Source organism: uncultured Maribacter sp., from assembly GCF_963977385.1.
Taxonomy (GTDB): Bacteria; Bacteroidota; Bacteroidia; order Flavobacteriales; family Flavobacteriaceae; genus Maribacter.
This window is the reverse complement of record NZ_CAXBOU010000010.1, coordinates 132,461-149,913: the sequence shown is the minus strand read 5'-3', so window position 1 is coordinate 149,913 and position 17,453 is coordinate 132,461. Positions and strand designations below refer to the sequence as shown.

Here is a 17,453-nt window from a genome sequence, read left to right as displayed (position 1 = left end):
GAATTTAATAATAACAATTATTAATACTATTTTTTTTGTTTATTATATTATTGAATACATTAAAAGGAATACTGTTCTATTTGACAGTATAGTTCAGTTGCCCTTAAAATTCCTAGAATTTAACCGAATAGGTAAGACCCGCTGATAAAGACCAGAAAAAACTACCTGGGGAAAAGGAAAGTTCCTCTCTCGTTATTCCAATAGAGGTACTATATGTACTCATGTCATTTTTACTTGGAAATTGATATTCTAAACTAAGTCGTTGTGATTCCAAATAAAGCAAGGTTTCTGCCAAAATTTGACTTTGAGAAGTTAATTGTCTAAGTTCTGGTGAATAACCAACTCCAACGTTTACTCCAAAATAATTTTTAGCACCTTTCAAATATTTACGTACCAATATATTTCCTGATAGACTTGTCAGATTATCTTTACTAGGGGTAATATATGAACGCAGTGAAAAATAATAGTTACCGGTATAATAGCCAATAGAATTTGTTATCAACGAAACGTCAGTATTTGTAAAACTAATAAACCTACCTCCTGCAGAAAACTCGAGTCCTCCTTTTATATTTAAATACAAATCTCCACCTACTCTATGATTAGGGTAAATTTCTGAATTTGAATATCCGTAATTTACATAGGCATATAATCCCTTAGTAATTTTAGGATACAAATCAAGATCGTACTGTACTCCATTTATTCCAAATCGATTACTATAATTTATTCTTGGAATTATGCTCCCTAAAGCTGTTTCCTGTTTGTATGAAATACTTGCATAACTCATAGGATCAAATACTTCATTAAAAACGGACAAAGAACTATTGAACGTAACACTTTTTTTGAATTCTTCAGTTGATTCAATTGATTTGTCTACAATATTCGTTTTACTAGAATCAATAGCCAATTCTTCCGCTATATTGTTTTTAACATCTTCCTTGTTCTCAAGTTTATTTAAATTATCATTTGAATCTGACCAATTATAATCATCATATTCAACGGTATTAACACCGTTTAAAGCTAGAGTTCTTAATCTTTCAATTTCGATATCTTTTTTTATATGGATTAATGCTTTATTTGACAGCCCTAATGCGATATAATAGTTTTTAGCATATAGTTCGTTTTTAATAGCGGACAACCATGCACTTCGATTACTTTTATCATTAGATAATAGGTCATTGAATTGTACGCGTGCTTTTTCGTAATTGCCTTCCCAACTATTGGTACTGGCCCATAATAATTTAGAATTGGTATCATCTGGACTTTTAGTAGCCAAAGTGCTTAACATTCTATTAGCAGTTGACGTTTTACCATCATAAGCTAATTCATAGGCTTTTTCAAAACTTGGAGCTTTGTTTTCAATAGTGTTTATATCTTGCCCACTGACACTGTATACACAGATCAGCAGTAAGAATAAGACACATTGTATAATCTTGTTTTTCATTATTTTGAGGATGTCAAGGGTGCTTTTGTTGTATTTTCCACAACATTATGGACATCTATATTCGCTTGTCTAGCTTGATTTCGGGCTCGTGAAATTTTAGCAGATAATTCATTGGCACTAGCACTATTCTCTTCTACAGCTGTAATTAGCTCTAAAGCTTCCCGAGGTTTATCTGACCAAAAGAATACATCGAATAAAGCAGCATAAGAATCGATATAATTCGGATTCATACTAATGCATTCTTTCAAAATTTCAATAGCTATATCATGATTTCCTTTCCATGAATTTACTCTTCCCATTAATATCTTAGTATCTATATGGCTAGGAGCTTCAGATAAATTATATCGACTTAACAATAATGCTTTGTCCCATTTTTTATTCCATGCTAATTCCCGTGCTTTAAAATATCCTTTATCAGAATCTTTACCATCATAAACACTATTTAGCCATACGGTTTCAGTATCAGTGAATTTTTCTTTCTGAATCGAGAAAATGGCAAGACTATCAGGTATTATTTTGTTTTCAGTAGTTACATAATGGTTTATAGATTTGAACCTTTCAAGTGTCGCTTCGACCGAGCCACCACCAAAAGCAGAACTTATATCCATATTTTCATCTAACTCCATAATATCTCCATCCGTATACAGCTTTTCTCCGCTTATATATTCTTTCAATTCATTCTTATTTCTCATTAAAGGGATATTCTTGGTAGATCTAAAAGCAGTTTGCATATCTAACGCACCACCCATCCAAGCTACTTTTTTTGGCATCTTCAATTCGTACGAATCTTCTAATAATGCTAAAATGGAAGGTGTTACGTCGAAATGAGAAGAAACCGAGCTTATTTTGCGAGTAGTCTTTAGCATAGGGCTATACATAATCAAAGGCACATGAAAACGGCTTATGTTATTACGTTGCGGTATTGGAATAAGCCTGTGATCTCCAGTTATAATAAATATGGTATTCTCATAATTAGGTTGTGATTTATACGCATCCATAAACCATTTTATAGCCTCATCGGTATATAATAACGTGGCAAATACATTATCATTTTTCTCAATAACATTTTCCACTCTTGAATTGAAATCACCTTTTGAAAGAATTGTCTCTACCTCACGCTCATAGTATTCTTGATTAGGTGGAATAAAAGGTTCGTGTGTACTAATGGTCATATAAACTTCTAGTCTAGGCTGATTTTCTTCTCGAGGTAGGCTAATACTTTTTTTGAATAGTTCTTTATCGGGATAACCCCAAGAAGAACCGGCCGCATCTTCTGCCTGCTGTTCGTAATTAACACCAAAACCAGATTTATCTAAAACAAAATCAACATTCTCACTTTTAAGAAACCTATCAACTTTATCAAAAGAGCTATTAGTACCTTGATAGAATGAAGTATGGTAACCGTTATTTTTAAGTACGCTAAATAAGGTCAGTTTATTGGGGTACTCTTCCAATTCCATAAATCCGCTTTTCCCAAAAGGAAGTGAGCCTAATAAAGAAGGTAATACTCCGAATGTTCTCCCTGTGTTGCTTAAAAAATTCTCCCAATATAACGACTTGGTACTTAAAGAATCAAGAAACGGTGTAAAACCACCATATTCAGCACCTTCCCCTACAAAATCTCTACCAAGACCTTCAACCATTATAAAAACGATATTCGGTTTTTTTTCTTTTAGATCGAAATACTCACCTAATACGTTTACAATATTTGGTTTTTTAACCAATGGATATTCTTCTGTAGACGTATACGAGTTGTCTTCAGTACTACTATTGTATAAGTTTACAGCCAAGTATTGAGTTTTATTCTGATTTATTGGTTTACCATCAGTAAATAAGGATGCAACAAATAAGCTGAAGAGTACAATGGTAAAAGGGTACATTTTACTGATTCTGTGATAGAACCTAGAGGTAACTCTATAAAAGCCTAGAAATAGAGTTATTAAGAAAATAACACCTATAAATAAATAAACGGAAATCATGAATCCGCCAGAATTGGCCAAGGTTATTTTCATATCCGAATAGCTATACCCTAAAAGGTCAGAACCTAAAGGAACCAATGTGGTACAATAATAACTAGTAAGCATAGCTTCAATAATTAAAATGAAGCTGAGCAGAACAAAGACAAGATTAAATCCGTACTTAGATCTTAGATTCTCCCAGAAATTGAAAGGAAATACCATGATTATTCCTGTAATCGCCGTGAACCCTATTTGATGTATTATGGCCTTTAACAAGCTAACAGTGAAAATACTATCTAGAACACCTTTATAATATAGAACACCATATTGAAAAAGCGTCAATATGAGCAAACATCCAAAAAAGGATATCATAAGCCGCGTATACTGTTTTAAAGAATATCTATCTATTGTACTTGTATTCATTTTATAATTTAAGTTGCTTTAGCAAAACCTTTTCTTACCTGGGATCCCCAACCAGACTTTATATTAAATAATTTTTTATAGTTACCTCTAACTGCAGCATAAACCACAATTGGATGGAAAACAAAAGGCTCTAGCAAGGCTAGTCCCATTAATATTAAAATATCTTTTGTGCGCCTATATTGATTATATGAGTAGACATCCCATAGAATGGCATAAAATGAAATCATAACAGAAAACAGATATATAGCCAATGTTATAAGTAAAAAAAATTCCCAATTAAGAATACCTAAATATGCAAACAATATAATGGTGAAAAAGCCAAAAAACTCTAACAATGGAGATAGCCATTCATAGAAAAACCAATAGGGATAGCTTAATAAACCTAGTCTACCGAACTTAGAATTGAACAACATGTCTTTATGCTTGAACAAGGTTTCTAGATTACCACGCGCCCAACGATCTCTTTGATTTACAAGAATATTTAAGTCCTCAGGTACTTCCGTCCAACATAAAGGATCGGGTATATATTCAATGGTATACGGCTCTTTTCGTTCATGCATGTACCGTCGCATTTTAAATACGATCTCCATATCCTCACCAACAGTATTAGTATCATAACCCCCTACGGCAAGTGCAATTTCACGCTCAAAAAATCCGAATGCACCAGAAATAATTAATAAGCTATCAATTCTACCCCAAGCCATTCTACCTAAGATAAAGGAGCGGGTATATTCTAATAATTGAAATCGGGCTAACCAATTTGTCGGTAATCTTATTTCTTCTAACTGTCCGCCATCAATTACACAAGAGTTGGCAACTCGTATAACACCGCCAACAGCAATAACTCGTTTTTTAGATCTTTGAAAAAATGACTTTACTACGTGCAATAGGGCATCAGGTTGCAGCAAACAGTCTACGTCAATGCAACCAACATATTTACTAGTAGACAAGGAAACACCAGCGTTTAGGGCATCCGATTTACCTCCATTCAATTTATCGACAACTGTCAATTTAGCGAATGCCATATTTTGAGACTTATAAATAGCATTTACTGGTTTTGATTTCCAATCAGGATCCATTTCTGTATCCATTTTCACCAAGTCAAAGGCAATCTTCAATTTTTGTAAGGTGTCATCTTTACTCCCGTCATTGACAACCATAACATCATAATTCACATATTGTAATGACAACAATGACCTTATATTTTCTACGATAGTAAGTCCTTCGTTATAGGCAGGAGCAATTATCGTAATTGTTGGCGCCAAAGGAGAAGCCATAATTTTTGTAATATCGGTAAAACTGTTTTTATTTCTATAGTGAATAGAGTTTCTGGTTGAAAAATAAGCCATAGCAGAAAACATGATAAATAATATCATGGTAAACAGGAAGAATACAAAATTGATATATTCTAGTACTATGCCGAATAGTTCACTATCCATTTATCTTATTGTATAAGGTATTAGACATGGAGCATAAATGGTCAAATAAAGTTGAACCATTTTCGTTCGAGTTCATCATTCTTCTAGACGCCTCACTAAATCCTAATTCAAAATCAACATCGAATAATGGATCTTCATTTTCATCAGTTGTCTTTAATTCTACATTAGTTAATGCAATCTGGGATTTAATATGTTTTAATACAGATTTAGCGGATTTAGCTAATGCTTTCGACTCTGTTTCAATTACAGTTTCTAATAATTGAATTTCCTTTTCATCTCCTATTCTTTTGATCTCTTCTAACAATATAAATTTGGTTTCATTATCTGAAAGATTATAAATTTCAGTAAAGACACTTTCTGCTAGGTCATTTTTTGATGAGAACAATGCATTAGGACGAGGTGATTGATATGAAAACTTCTGTATCAATTCAGTAATTCGTTCTAATATTAGTGGTGATGTGGTATCAGCTAATAGTTCATGAAGTATAGGGAGTTCTCGACAATCACCCATTTCGGCTATATTTTCTAACAGCACCATAGTATCAAGTTCATCTTGTTCTATGAAATTGGCAGAAAAAGTTACAGTATCATTTTCAAATGAAACTAAAGGTTCTTTACTAGTTTCAACATCTTCATTTGCGTCTATAGAACTTTTAATTGAAATACTAGACCAATCAATTTCTTTAATTTCATCTTCAGGCGCAATATCATTTTCATGCTCTATATCATTACACTCTATATCAATATCATCATCTAACGAAAACAACGGTACAAAATCTTCCTGCTCATCATTAGTTATTCTTTCCTCAACAATTACATTAGATATAATTAATGGTAAAAATTCAAAAGTCAATTCTTTTTCCTCTTCTTGAGTATTCTCTATATGTGATTGAATATTTACATCTTCTTCAATAACATTATTGTTGATTTTGGGTAAAAAAGTTAAATCAATTTCAGAAATTAAATCATCATCAGGTTCTTGTTCTACGATGTTATTTTCCTCGATAACATCGTTATCTGTAATACTATTTATCTCGTTTAACTCCGGTTTAATAGGCACTGAATTTTCATCAGAGTTAATAATGACAATTTCTTCTTCAATTATTGGTTCACTTGTTTCTTCTACTGGTACATTATCTTTAACTTCAATGATATTTTTAGATATGGTTACTGGTAATTCAACCGCAATCTCATTGTCTATACTTGCTGGCACTTCGCTATCTGTAATACTAATTATCTCGTTTAACTCTGGTTTAATATGTACTGAATTTTCATCAGAGTTAATAATGACAATTTCTTCTTCAATTATTGGTTCACTTGTTTCTTCTACTGGTACATCATCTTTAACTTCAATGATATTATTAGATATGGTTACTGGTAATTCAACCGCAATCTCATTGTCTATACTTGCTGGTACTTCGCTATCATCCTCATTATTCTCCAATTCACTTGAGAAATAATCAGAACCAGCTATATTCTTTGTAGGTAAAATACTTTCTGGATCAAGTTTATTTAACGTGCCGACAATTTTATTCTTAACATTAAAATTCTTCTCCTTATTCTTTAAGCCCTCTAAAAACGTTAAATCTGATTTAGAGCCGATTTCCCCTATAGCATCTAAAATTGCAATCTTTATGTCATTACTAGCTTTGCCATACACCATTTTCAGTGTTGGTAAAGCACTAATAAAAAAGAACTCTTTTATACAATCTATTGCCTCTGACTGTACGTCCCTCTTTTTATGTTTTAAAAGTGTAACGATAGACTGCTCTGTATTACTCTGTTTATAGTATTTAATTAATCGCAAAGAAAAAAGTACTACATGGCTATTGGTAGATGTCAACCATAAACCAAACAATGGCGGCTCAAAATTTGGCTTATGCCTAAGTACATCCAAAAGTTTTAATTGCTGCCATTCAGAAATTTTATATTTTGTATTGTCTAGGAAATACCCAATACCTTCTTCCTTAAGGTTTACTACAGCTATTTCAGCTTGTTTACGAATGGTACCTTGTCTATGATTTATGAATTTTATAATCAGTCCATAAGACTCCTTGACATCCATAGAGGTTAACTCTAGAATTCCACTAGAAACGATTTGCCATCTTCTGCTCGATAATTTTTCATAAGCATCGTTATGTAATCCTAAATCTTTATAAAGATCAATTAGAACTGTTTGTGATTGGCCAGACAAATCTTTTCGTAAATCAAGTAGAACCTCGGTCAATACATTTCTATCAAAGTCTTCTTTGATTAATTCCCTAATCTGAATTTTAAGGTTTAAATAATTCATTTTTTCCTCCTTACTATTTGAGTCTTCATAGAATAAAAACTCATTAATCATTGGGGAGAACTCTACTTTTTTATCTCTTGTGCGACCATTAATAGCATTTATCCTATTTCTGATAAAGAATATTCCAACAAAATACAATACAGCCAGTACCATAAATAAAATGGACAACCACCAGAGATAATCCAAATTGAATTCTGGTGCCGTAATCAGCGTTATTTTTATTTGTCTTGGGGGAATCAACAAATTATTTTTTATTTATTTCTCTTGCTACACGTACTAATAGTTCGGTTGGACTTACAGGTTTTGTAATAAAATCGTTGGCACCTAATTCAAATGCGCTAAGTACATTTTGCTCATTACCAGCAGATGAAATTATAATTATAGGTACATTCGATTTTAATTCGTTTCTCACAAAATCAATTAGCTCAATACCAGAAAAATATGGCATCATAATATCACTAACAATGATATCTGGTATTTCGGTTTTAAGATATTCTTTTACCTCTTTACCGTTTGATGAATGGTGCACTTCATAACCACCCTTTTTTAACCTGAAGTTTAACAACGAAGCTAAAAGTTGGTCGTCATCTGCTAATAGTACACGTTTACCCATATTACTGTTTATTCAATCTTTCTAAATCAATATTTAAATTATTCTCTAATAAAGGATAATCGTTTAAAAACAATTCATATAACTCTTTGACTTTGCTAGGTTCATTTGCTTTACAATTAGCCTCTAACTCTACAATTAAGTTTCGCATACCATTAGCTTTTAACATCGCAAAACTTGCCTTGAGTTTATGTGCAGAAAATGCAATTTCGACAAGGTTATCTGTTTTTATATGAATTGTAACATTGCCGATAAACTCAAGAACATTCGTCTTAAAAAGTTTAATCAATTCATTTAACATCTCTAATTCACCAAAACAATCATCTAAAAGACTATTTAGGTCAACAACAGTAGTTTCTTTAGGTTCTATCATTTGTTTTTGAAGTATTGGTCCAAACTCTTCAGTTAGTTTATTCTTTCTTTTATTTTTTAAAATAATGGACATTAAGTCATTTAATGTATAAGGCTTTAATAGAAAATCATTGATTCCTATTGACTCACAATCTTTACCATCTTGTTCTGTAAAATCAGCACTGAAAGCTACAATTGGTGTATTTCTGATAAACGCATTCTCATTTGACCTAATGGCTTTAGATACTTCAAATCCGTTTAAATTTGGCATCTTTAAATCCATCAAAATCAGGTCTATATTTTTTGCAGCTAATATGGTCAACCCTTTTTCTAAGGTTACATTAGTATGCACATTACAGCCCCATTTGGTCAACTGTTCTAATATTAAATGTTGATTCATTAAATTATCTTCAAATACCATTATTTCGGCACCCTTTAATAATTTTTTTGCTTCTTCAACATCAAGATTTTTTTCTTGTTCAATCGGTAGACTATTTAAATCTCCTTTAGAAAATGGTAGTGTAAAAGAGACGGTAGTTCCCTTACCTACAACACTACTTATATTTATTTCTCCGTTTTGTTTTTCGATGATTTCTTTGGTAATAGATAATCCTAGTCCAGTACCACCATATTTAATGTATGTGTCTTTTTCTGCTTGCGAATAACGTTCGAAAATGGAATTTATCTTTTCCTTTGAAATACCAATTCCTGTATCAATTATAGAAAATTCTAATACGTAATCATTTTCATTAAGTTCCTTAACAAAAACGCCCAATTTTATAAAACCATGGTTTACAAATTTGATAGAATTACCGACTAGGTTTAAAAGAACTTGTGAAAGTTTTGAAGGATCCCCTTTTATTATTTTTGGCACATTCTCATCTATATCAATAATTAGATCTACTTGACTATCAACAAGCAATGTTTCGCATAAGAACATAACATCATTAAGTAAACCATGTAGTTTAAAATCTATAGATTCAAAACTTGTATTGCCAGAAGATATTTTTGAATAATCCAATACCTCATTAATAAGCTTTAATAATGTATTTGAAGCAAATTGAATAGCTTCTACTTTTCTATGCTGATTAGATGTTAATTCTTCTTCTTTCAGAAGGTTAGCATAACCGATTATGCTGTTCAAAGGAGTTCGAATCTCATGACTTACATGAGTCATAAATTGTTTTTGCGATACTTCTTGTTTATCTACAACCACAGATTCCGCTTTTTCTGAAATGGTATTATTTTGGCTAGGAGAATAAATTTTACTTTCCAAACTAGATTTAAAGGTGTTAAATGATTTTTTTAACGCCTTAGCTTCATCGGCACTTAACTCCTCAAAAGAGAACTCACCTACCGAGCGTTCTAACTGAGATAATTGACCAAGTAAATCTGTAGTTTTTGAAATGGACATAAAATGCTATTCTTTTATTATTTACCTATTCTTACTTAAGAGTTTTTAAAAATGCGCCATTATACACGTGTCAGCAATAAAATGTTTGCAAGGGTTGGTTATTTGTTGTGAATACACTTAAATTGTAGGTCTAAAACGATTTTATGAAGCAGTTTATCTATGTTATGTGTTTTTTAATGGCTTTCTCATGTTCAGAAAAGAAAGAAAATTCAACAGAAACAACGATTGAAAAAGCACAACGAATTCATGAAGATGTAATTACAATTGATACACATAACGATATCAATATCAAGAACTTTACCGATAGCGTTAATTACACTCAAAACCTAGAAACTCAGGTTAACTTACCAAAAATGAAAGATGGAGGTTTAGACGTTACATGGCTAATCGTTTATACCGGTCAAGATACACTCACTGATGAAGGTTATGCAAAAGCAAAAGAAAATGCTTTGCAGAAATTTGATGCCATACACAAGCTTTGTGAAGAAATTGCCCCTGACCAAATTGGTTTGGCTTTATCATCTTCTGATGTTAGGGAAATTATTGGTTCTGGAAAAAAAGCAGCAATGATTGGAGTAGAGAATGCATACCCCATTGGCAAAGATATGAGTCAATTTAAGACATACTATGATTTAGGTGCACGCTATATTTCTTTAGCACATAATGGTCATAGCCAATTTTCAGATTCAAATACAGGAGAAGCTGATGATAAATGGTTACATAATGGATTAAGTGATTTAGGTAAAGAAGCTGTAATTGAAATGAATAAGCTCGGTATTATGATAGATGTTTCACATCCGTCAAAAGAGGCAATGAAACAAATGATAGCCCTTTCAAAAGCACCAATAATTGCTTCCCATTCATCTGCTAGAGCATTATGTGATCATAGTAGAAATTTAGATGATGAGCAATTAATGTTGATGAAAGAAAATGGCGGAGTTGTTCAAACAGTCGCTTTTAGCTCTTATTTAAATACAAAGAAACACGATGCTAGAGCTGCATACATGAAATCGATTTATCAGAAAGTAGCAGATTCATTAGGTATTGATTGGTATGAGCGCTCTCAATTCTCTAGCCTAACTGAGGCAGAAAAAGAAGCATTTATGGAGAATTACCCAAAGGTGCTTAAACTTGGTAAAGAGTTGGTAAAAGATAAAACAGATGCACCTGCAGCAGTTAACGTAGCAGATTTTGTAGATCATATAGATTACATGGTCAAATTAATTGGTATTGACCATGTTGGTATAAGTTCAGATTTTGATGGCGGAGGTGGAATTGAAGGTTGGAATGATGCTTCAGAAACATTCAATGTAACACTAGAACTTGTAGAACGTGGTTATACCCACGAAGAAATTGCCAAATTATGGGGTGGTAACTTGTTAAGAGTACTCGATGAAGTCCAAGCCATAGCTAAGAAAATAGGGGATAGTTAATATTCTTCTCCTAAAGCGGCCAAACGGTCTTTTACAAACTCAATCTTTGTTTTACCGTGTGGTGCTGGTTTTTCGTTTTCACCTAAGTTTACCATAATGATATTGTCTACAGTGACAATAGTTTCATGGTTCATTTTATTACGTACTTCACAGTTTAATGTCAGTGACGTTTTACCGAATTTAACAACTTCAATACCAATCTCAATAACATCACCTTTCTTGGCAGCGCTCATAAAATTTATTTCTGACATATATTTTGTCACTACTTTTCCATTCTCTAATTGAATGATACTATACAAAGCCGCTTCTTCATCTATCCATGCCAATAAACGACCTCCAAATAAAGTGCCATTTGAATTTAAATCGCCAGGCTTAACTAATTTTCTAGTATGAAATCTCATAGTCTTAAATTTGAAAATTTATGTCGCAAAGTTATACCGAAAAATAAGAATTATACTACTTTTTAGAAGAAGCCAAATGGATTTATCAATAGTAATGATTGTATAATCTTTTACTTACATTTTGATAATATGACCCTGACGTAATTACTATTTTCTTAATTACAATAGAGATTTTTAGAAACGGTACTACCTTTGTTCATAACAGGTTAAAAACTTATTATTAGCTTTTCATATGGGTTTTGTCTAATATGTATCTTTAAATAAAATCATAGAAAAAATGGACAGATCTCAGAAATTACTATCGATACGCCCTTTAATTTCTTCCGCTAAAATAGTTCCGAATATGACCGAAGAGGAACGTTTTCAAAACCAGACCTTACGTCCTATTTTAAAATTACAGAACGATTTATTATTAGCCTCTTTTCAAAATTATATCAAAAAAATGAAGAATACGTATTATGAGCATAAGCTTGAAAAACGTATGAATTATATTACGAAATCCATTCAAAAAGATATTAAATTCCGTAATTCCTTAAAAGGTTTTATCATTGGTCAATTCACTATTGAAGAGTATGAACTGTATATTAAAAATTCATCTGCTTTAAATAAACGCATGATGAATATGGTTATTAAACGATTACAAGATCAAATTCAATATTTTGATAAATTTGAACTAGTCTAATAACGATTCTCCATTTAAATTAGTGGTTAGTATACTACTCATTAAATTAAAATAGGGTTTAATCATTTTAAAACTTTCATCTATTTGGTCAATAAAATCATTTGACAAAACCTCTTTATCTGAAAATTTTCTAATAAAAATAAATTGCTTTTTTCTAATAAACTCAATGTTTGGGTCCTCTTTATCGAACCCTTTCGGAGCGGTTTTTAACTCCTCACCTACTAACTGACCCCACACTTTTTTGAATTTTGGGTTTTCAATGATAGCAACCAATTCTGCTGTGTCTAACTCCCACTCTTTTCTAATTCGTAACAAATCCTCTTTTTCAGGATTCCAAAAACCCGTAGCTATAAAACTATTACCGGGTTCTACTTGTAAATAATAACCTCCACGACGATGTTGACCAGCTCTAGCGTACGAAGCTGAAAAATTACTTTTGTAAGGCGTTTTATTTTTAGAGAAACGAACATCTCTATAGATTCTAAAAACCTTTAGGCGTTCAATTTCATCATGAATTTTCAGTTTTTCAAGTACATTATTAAAGAAGCTTTTGACCTTATCTGACTCAGTTGTAAAATCTGTTTTATGTTCGGCAAACCACTCTCGATTATTATTTTTTTTAAGTGAATTTAAAAATTGGAAGGTACTCTTTGTAATATTCGTTTCTAACATACGACCTAGCTCTTGTGATTTTAAGCTAAAGTTAACCAATAGATAAGAAGTACTTTTAGTTATTTGGTTAATTTTGACTAACTAATGTAGAACCATGGACCATCGATCAATAATCGAAAAAATTAATGCTCACAAAAAACAACCTAATCTAAGATTTCGTTTAAAAAGGAATGTAGAGAAATTTACAGATCTTCTTTTTTACACGCTCTTTGATATAGAAACGCCTGTAGCAGACAATCTAGGCAAACTTCAAGAACAGTTTGACGAACTTGTAGATTTAGCTTGCTGGGAGAGTGAGAAGCCCTGTAAGAAGGTATGGGAGAATTATGTAGAAAAGCTACCGCAAATTTTAGAAAGCCTAAACCTTGATGCTGAAGCAACCGTAAATTGTGACCCGGCATCATTGTCTATTGAGGAAGTATATATGGCTTATCCTGGCTTTTATGCAATATCGGTATATCGTTTAGCACATGAATTATATAAATCTGGTTTCCCACTTGTACCAAGGTTAATGACCGAGTATGCACATAGGCAAACTGGGGTTGACATTAATCCTGGCGCAAAAATTGGCAATTCTTTTCACATAGACCATGGTACTGGTGTTGTTATCGGTGAAACTGCTGTAATAAAGAATGATGTAAAAATTTATCAAGGGGTAACCTTAGGTGGCCTTTTTGTTGCCAAAAACCTCCAAAAAACTAAGCGTCATCCTACCATAGAAAACAATGTTACAATTTATGCAAATGCAACTATTTTAGGTGGTAACACAATTATAGGAGCAAATAGTGTAATTGGTGGAAATGCTTGGATTACGACTTCTGTTCCTCCTAATTCTACTGTTTTTCACACTCCAGAAATTAAAATTAAAACTTTACCCCATGTCTAATTCTATACTTTCACTTATTGGTAATACCCCTTTGGTAAAATCGAGAGTACTTAATACGAACCCTAATGTTTCCCTGTATTTTAAAATGGAAGGTCATAACCCTGGCGGTAGCGTTAAAGACCGTGCTGCTTATAATATGATTAAAACCGGCTTAGAGCGCGGAGATTTCAGTGCAACTGATAAACTAATTGAAGCTACTAGTGGCAATACTGGCATTGCTTTGGCCATGATAGCTGGTATTTACGGATTGGATATTGAATTAGTAATGCCTGAAAATGCAACGATAGAACGAGTACAAACAATGCGCGCCTATGGTGCAAAAGTGACGTTGACTTCTAAGGATGTAGGTATAGAAGGTGCCAGAGATTATGCAGAAAGTAAAGTTGCTAGCGAAGGCTACATTATGATGAACCAATTTGGAAACCCCAATAATTGGAAAGCACATTACAAAACTACAGGTCCTGAAATATGGAACGATACAGATGGCAAAGTAACTCATTTTGTTTCATCTATGGGTACTACCGGAACCATTATGGGCACTTCAACTTTCTTAAAGGAAAAGAACAATGATATACAAATTGTAGGCGTACAACCTAGCGACAACGCTAGTATACCTGGTATACGTAAATGGCCTAAAGAATATTTACCTAAAATTTTCGATGCCAGAAAAGTAGATAGAATAATGGAAGTCAACGAAGGGGAAGCAACGGCTATGGCCAAAAGACTTGCCAAAGAGGAAGGTATTTTTTCGGGAATGAGTAGTGGCGGTGCTGCGACCGTGGCTTTACGCTTAGCTGAAGAATTAGACCATGGTGTAATTGTCTCAATAGTTTGTGATCGAGGCGATAGATATTTGTCTTCTAAGCTATTCGACTAATACTTAATTATTACTACAAAATATAAAAAGAGCCAAAATTGGCTCTTTTTATATTCATAGTTATATTAAACAAGATGTTTTATTTAATGAGTATTGCAAAGCTAAATTTTACAACCACTTTTTCTTTTTAAAATAAAACATCATACCTATAAAAAGAGCAATCATAACTGCCCATACGTAGTAATATCCGTTTTTAGTATGTAATTCTGGCATGTGATCAAAGTTCATTCCATAAATACCTGCAATAAAAGTTAGCGGAATAAAAATAGAAGCCATAATGGTCAAAACCTTCATGACCTCATTCATTTTATTACTCATATTACTCATATACATCTCCATCAAACTCATAGACATTTCACGGTATATCTGTAAACTCTCATTAATTTCCATGGTGTGATCGTGAACATCCCTTAAAAAAAGTTTAGTGTCTTTAGTTATTAAAGGGTTTTCAGAATCAATTAATCTACTGATCAATTCTTTTACAGGATAAATCCAACGCCTTATCTTAAGTACTTCTTTTTTTAATTGTTGAATATTCTTAGCAACGATAGGTTCAGGATTGTTGTAAACCTCTTCTTCTAAACTTTCAATTCTATTGTTTAAATTCTCGATAGCTAAAAAGTAGTTATCCACTATAGCATCTAGTAACGCGAAAAACAAGTAATCAGCGCCTCTTGCTCTAATACGACCAAGTTTACCTGTTATACGATCTCTTAGCCCGTTAAATACATCTGCTCTTACTTCTTGAAATACTAAAACTGTATTTTCTAATAGCACAATGGCAATATGCTCCCCTATTATCTCATCTTCTTCAGATATATATAACATTCTGAAAACTGCGAAAATATAATCATCATATTCATCAATTTTTGGGCGTTGTTCTGTATTTACTATATCCTCCAGTACTAAAGGATTTAAATTAAAATGTTTACCAAGACGTTCTATAAAAGGTTCATCAGAAATACCAACAACATTAACCCATGATATTACTCCCTCTTTTTTTTCTTTAATAAACTCATCTAACTTAGCAAACTCCTTCGTTTCAAAATTATCTACATCATAGGTAGTACTGAAAATAATACTATCACTACGCTCTTTATCGCCCATATAACTAATAGTACCAGGCGCTTTCCCCATTTTGTTCTGCTGGCGAGACTTTTTTTTCTTTCTTTTAGGGAAGTTTAGCTTTTTGTTTGTAGCCATAAACTATTTTATTTAAATATAATGAAACTCCTATTTAATCATTGAATTTCAGCTCATTTAAGAGTAATCCTGATCCAGGAGCAATTGTTTTCAACTTTAAATCGGAGCCTGTTTTCAAAGATAATTTTATATCGTCTAACGTAAGTTCATTTTTGCCTAATTGAACCAAGACACCCATGATCATACGTATTTGATATCGCATAAAACCTTTTCCTTTTATTTTTAATATAAAACTACTTTCTGGAAAAAAATTTGCAGTCAAAACATCATTCTTTTCTATACAACAAGAGTCTATTGTACGAACTGTTTTAGTGTTAGGTTTTAGTCCTGCTGTGTAAATTGAAAAATCATGATTTCCTACAAATAATTCAGCACCTTGCTTCATGGTATCCAAATTAAGTTCTTCCATATAGTTAGTGATAAAAGGAGCACTAAAAGGATGATTTTTACATCCGAAAGAAAAGAAATAATAATACTCTTTAGTTTTACCATCCTTAATTATATTAAAATCTTGACTAACCGGTTCTATGGCGAGTAAACGAATATCTGATGGTAGATTTTTATTGAAATTAAGTACGAAGCCTTCTAAATCTTGTAACTCGTCTTCTAAAAATAATTCAAAAGCCCCATCTAAAGAAGATACTTTAGCATCTGTTCTACCCGCACCCAATATTTTATAGTTTCGCTCGGGGTATATAAATTCGAAGGTTTTGTTCAGCATACTAACGATTGTGCGTTGTTTTGGTTGAATCTGCCACCCACTAAATCTAAATCCCAAATATTGTAAACGCACTAAATAGCAAAATCGCTGAATCTTCATGATTGTAAAAATAAATACAATCCACGTAAACTCATGTATTTTGTTAAGATACTCTTGACATTGCTTTTTTATGCAAATTTTTATACCTATCCATTATCTGTGGTATTAATTACTTGAAATTATGTCGAAGATCCTCCAAAATGGTTTTAAGTCATTTACGTTTTTACTTTAGTATGCAGCAATACAACTCTTTTGCCGTTTTACTATAAATTATTTATGGCAAATGAAATATTCGATAACCTTAATGAACATTAGAGATGCTTACATAAAAATAGCCCTAGTTGGGTTATTATAGTTTTTGGTATACATGTTGCTTCAGGGGTAACGGCTACTATTCTATGGATGATTAGAAATAAAAGAGTGTATACATTTGGACATAAACCATTGCTAGCCATAGTTATACAAATGTCATATCTTTATTTTATTAAAAATGCAATATTACTTTTGGGTATGAAGAATTTGTTAATGCCGATGCCATTATTCATAATTACATTAACGACCATATTATTACTATTTGTAAAGTACTCAATAACAAAACGATGAATAGTTT

General features: G+C 32.3%; 14 protein-coding genes. 4 read left to right on the top strand and 10 right to left on the bottom strand.

Annotated elements, in window-relative coordinates:
* Nucleotides 1-112 precede the first annotated feature (112 nt).
* From AAC084_RS12140 to AAC084_RS12115, 6 genes are read right to left on the bottom strand one after another with little or no spacing between them, the layout of a single operon-like run.
* Nucleotides 113-1,441 (bottom strand): YaiO family outer membrane beta-barrel protein, encoded by a 1,329-nt coding sequence (locus AAC084_RS12140; protein ID WP_339840467.1) that lies wholly within the window; start codon nt 1,439-1,441, stop codon nt 113-115.
* Nucleotides 1,441-3,822: a sulfatase-like hydrolase/transferase gene (locus AAC084_RS12135; protein ID WP_339840466.1), complete on the bottom strand. Its 2,382-nt coding sequence runs from the start codon at nt 3,820-3,822 to the stop codon at nt 1,441-1,443. Before AAC084_RS12135 ends, AAC084_RS12140 begins: the two co-directional genes overlap by 1 nt.
* A gap of 8 nt (nt 3,823-3,830) precedes the next feature.
* Nucleotides 3,831-5,261 carry a glycosyltransferase gene (locus tag AAC084_RS12130; protein ID WP_339840465.1) on the bottom strand — a complete coding sequence of 477 codons (1,431 nt, stop codon included), beginning with the start codon at nt 5,259-5,261 and terminating at the stop codon, nt 3,831-3,833.
* The gene (locus AAC084_RS12125) at nt 5,254-7,794 is read right to left on the bottom strand and encodes a hypothetical protein (protein ID WP_339840464.1); all 2,541 of its coding nucleotides are present in this window, start codon (nt 7,792-7,794) and stop codon (nt 5,254-5,256) included. The genes AAC084_RS12130 and AAC084_RS12125 overlap by 8 nt, the downstream gene beginning before the upstream one ends.
* A gap of 4 nt (nt 7,795-7,798) precedes the next feature.
* On the bottom strand, nt 7,799-8,167 hold the full coding sequence (locus AAC084_RS12120) for a response regulator transcription factor (RefSeq protein ID WP_339840463.1): 369 nt from the start codon (nt 8,165-8,167) through the stop codon (nt 7,799-7,801).
* Nucleotide 8,168: 1 nt separating this feature from the next.
* Nucleotides 8,169-9,929 carry an ATP-binding protein gene (locus tag AAC084_RS12115; protein WP_339840462.1) on the bottom strand — a complete coding sequence of 587 codons (1,761 nt, stop codon included), beginning with the start codon at nt 9,927-9,929 and terminating at the stop codon, nt 8,169-8,171.
* A gap of 143 nt (nt 9,930-10,072) precedes the next feature.
* Between AAC084_RS12115 and AAC084_RS12110 the strand changes: the two genes are divergently transcribed.
* A complete protein-coding gene (locus tag AAC084_RS12110) occupies nt 10,073-11,362 on the top strand; it encodes a dipeptidase (protein WP_339840461.1) in 1,290 nt (429 codons plus the stop codon).
* Here AAC084_RS12110 and AAC084_RS12105 read toward each other — a convergent pair.
* On the bottom strand, nt 11,359-11,763 hold the full coding sequence (locus AAC084_RS12105) for a hotdog domain-containing protein (protein WP_339840460.1): 405 nt from the start codon (nt 11,761-11,763) through the stop codon (nt 11,359-11,361). The two genes, AAC084_RS12110 and AAC084_RS12105, sit on opposite strands and share 4 nt — an antisense overlap.
* A 277-nt stretch (nt 11,764-12,040) precedes the next feature.
* Between AAC084_RS12105 and AAC084_RS12100 the strand changes: the two genes are divergently transcribed.
* The gene (locus AAC084_RS12100; RefSeq protein ID WP_339840459.1) at nt 12,041-12,445 is read left to right on the top strand and encodes a glyoxalase; all 405 of its coding nucleotides are present in this window, start codon (nt 12,041-12,043) and stop codon (nt 12,443-12,445) included.
* On the opposite strand, the gene AAC084_RS12095 is transcribed toward AAC084_RS12100, so the two are convergent.
* Nucleotides 12,437-13,117 (bottom strand): DUF2461 domain-containing protein, encoded by a 681-nt coding sequence (locus AAC084_RS12095; RefSeq protein ID WP_339840458.1) that lies wholly within the window; start codon nt 13,115-13,117, stop codon nt 12,437-12,439. The two genes, AAC084_RS12100 and AAC084_RS12095, sit on opposite strands and share 9 nt — an antisense overlap.
* A 94-nt stretch (nt 13,118-13,211) precedes the next feature.
* Between AAC084_RS12095 and epsC the strand changes: the two genes are divergently transcribed.
* Together epsC and cysM are read left to right on the top strand one after the other, a co-directional pair.
* Entirely contained in the window at nt 13,212-14,003 is a 792-nt protein-coding gene (epsC, locus tag AAC084_RS12090; RefSeq protein ID WP_339840457.1) for a serine O-acetyltransferase EpsC, read from the top strand.
* Nucleotides 13,996-14,880, top strand: coding sequence for a cysteine synthase CysM (cysM, locus tag AAC084_RS12085; RefSeq protein ID WP_339840456.1), 885 nt, complete (start codon nt 13,996-13,998; stop codon nt 14,878-14,880). Before epsC ends, cysM begins: the two co-directional genes overlap by 8 nt.
* A gap of 108 nt (nt 14,881-14,988) precedes the next feature.
* Here the strand turns inward: cysM and corA are convergent, their stop codons facing one another.
* On the bottom strand, nt 14,989-16,083 hold the full coding sequence (gene corA, locus AAC084_RS12080; protein WP_339840455.1) for a magnesium/cobalt transporter CorA: 1,095 nt from the start codon (nt 16,081-16,083) through the stop codon (nt 14,989-14,991).
* A gap of 34 nt (nt 16,084-16,117) precedes the next feature.
* The gene (gene truA, locus AAC084_RS12075; RefSeq protein ID WP_339840454.1) at nt 16,118-16,903 is read right to left on the bottom strand and encodes a tRNA pseudouridine(38-40) synthase TruA; all 786 of its coding nucleotides are present in this window, start codon (nt 16,901-16,903) and stop codon (nt 16,118-16,120) included.
* Between the last annotated feature and the right edge of the window lie 550 nt (nt 16,904-17,453).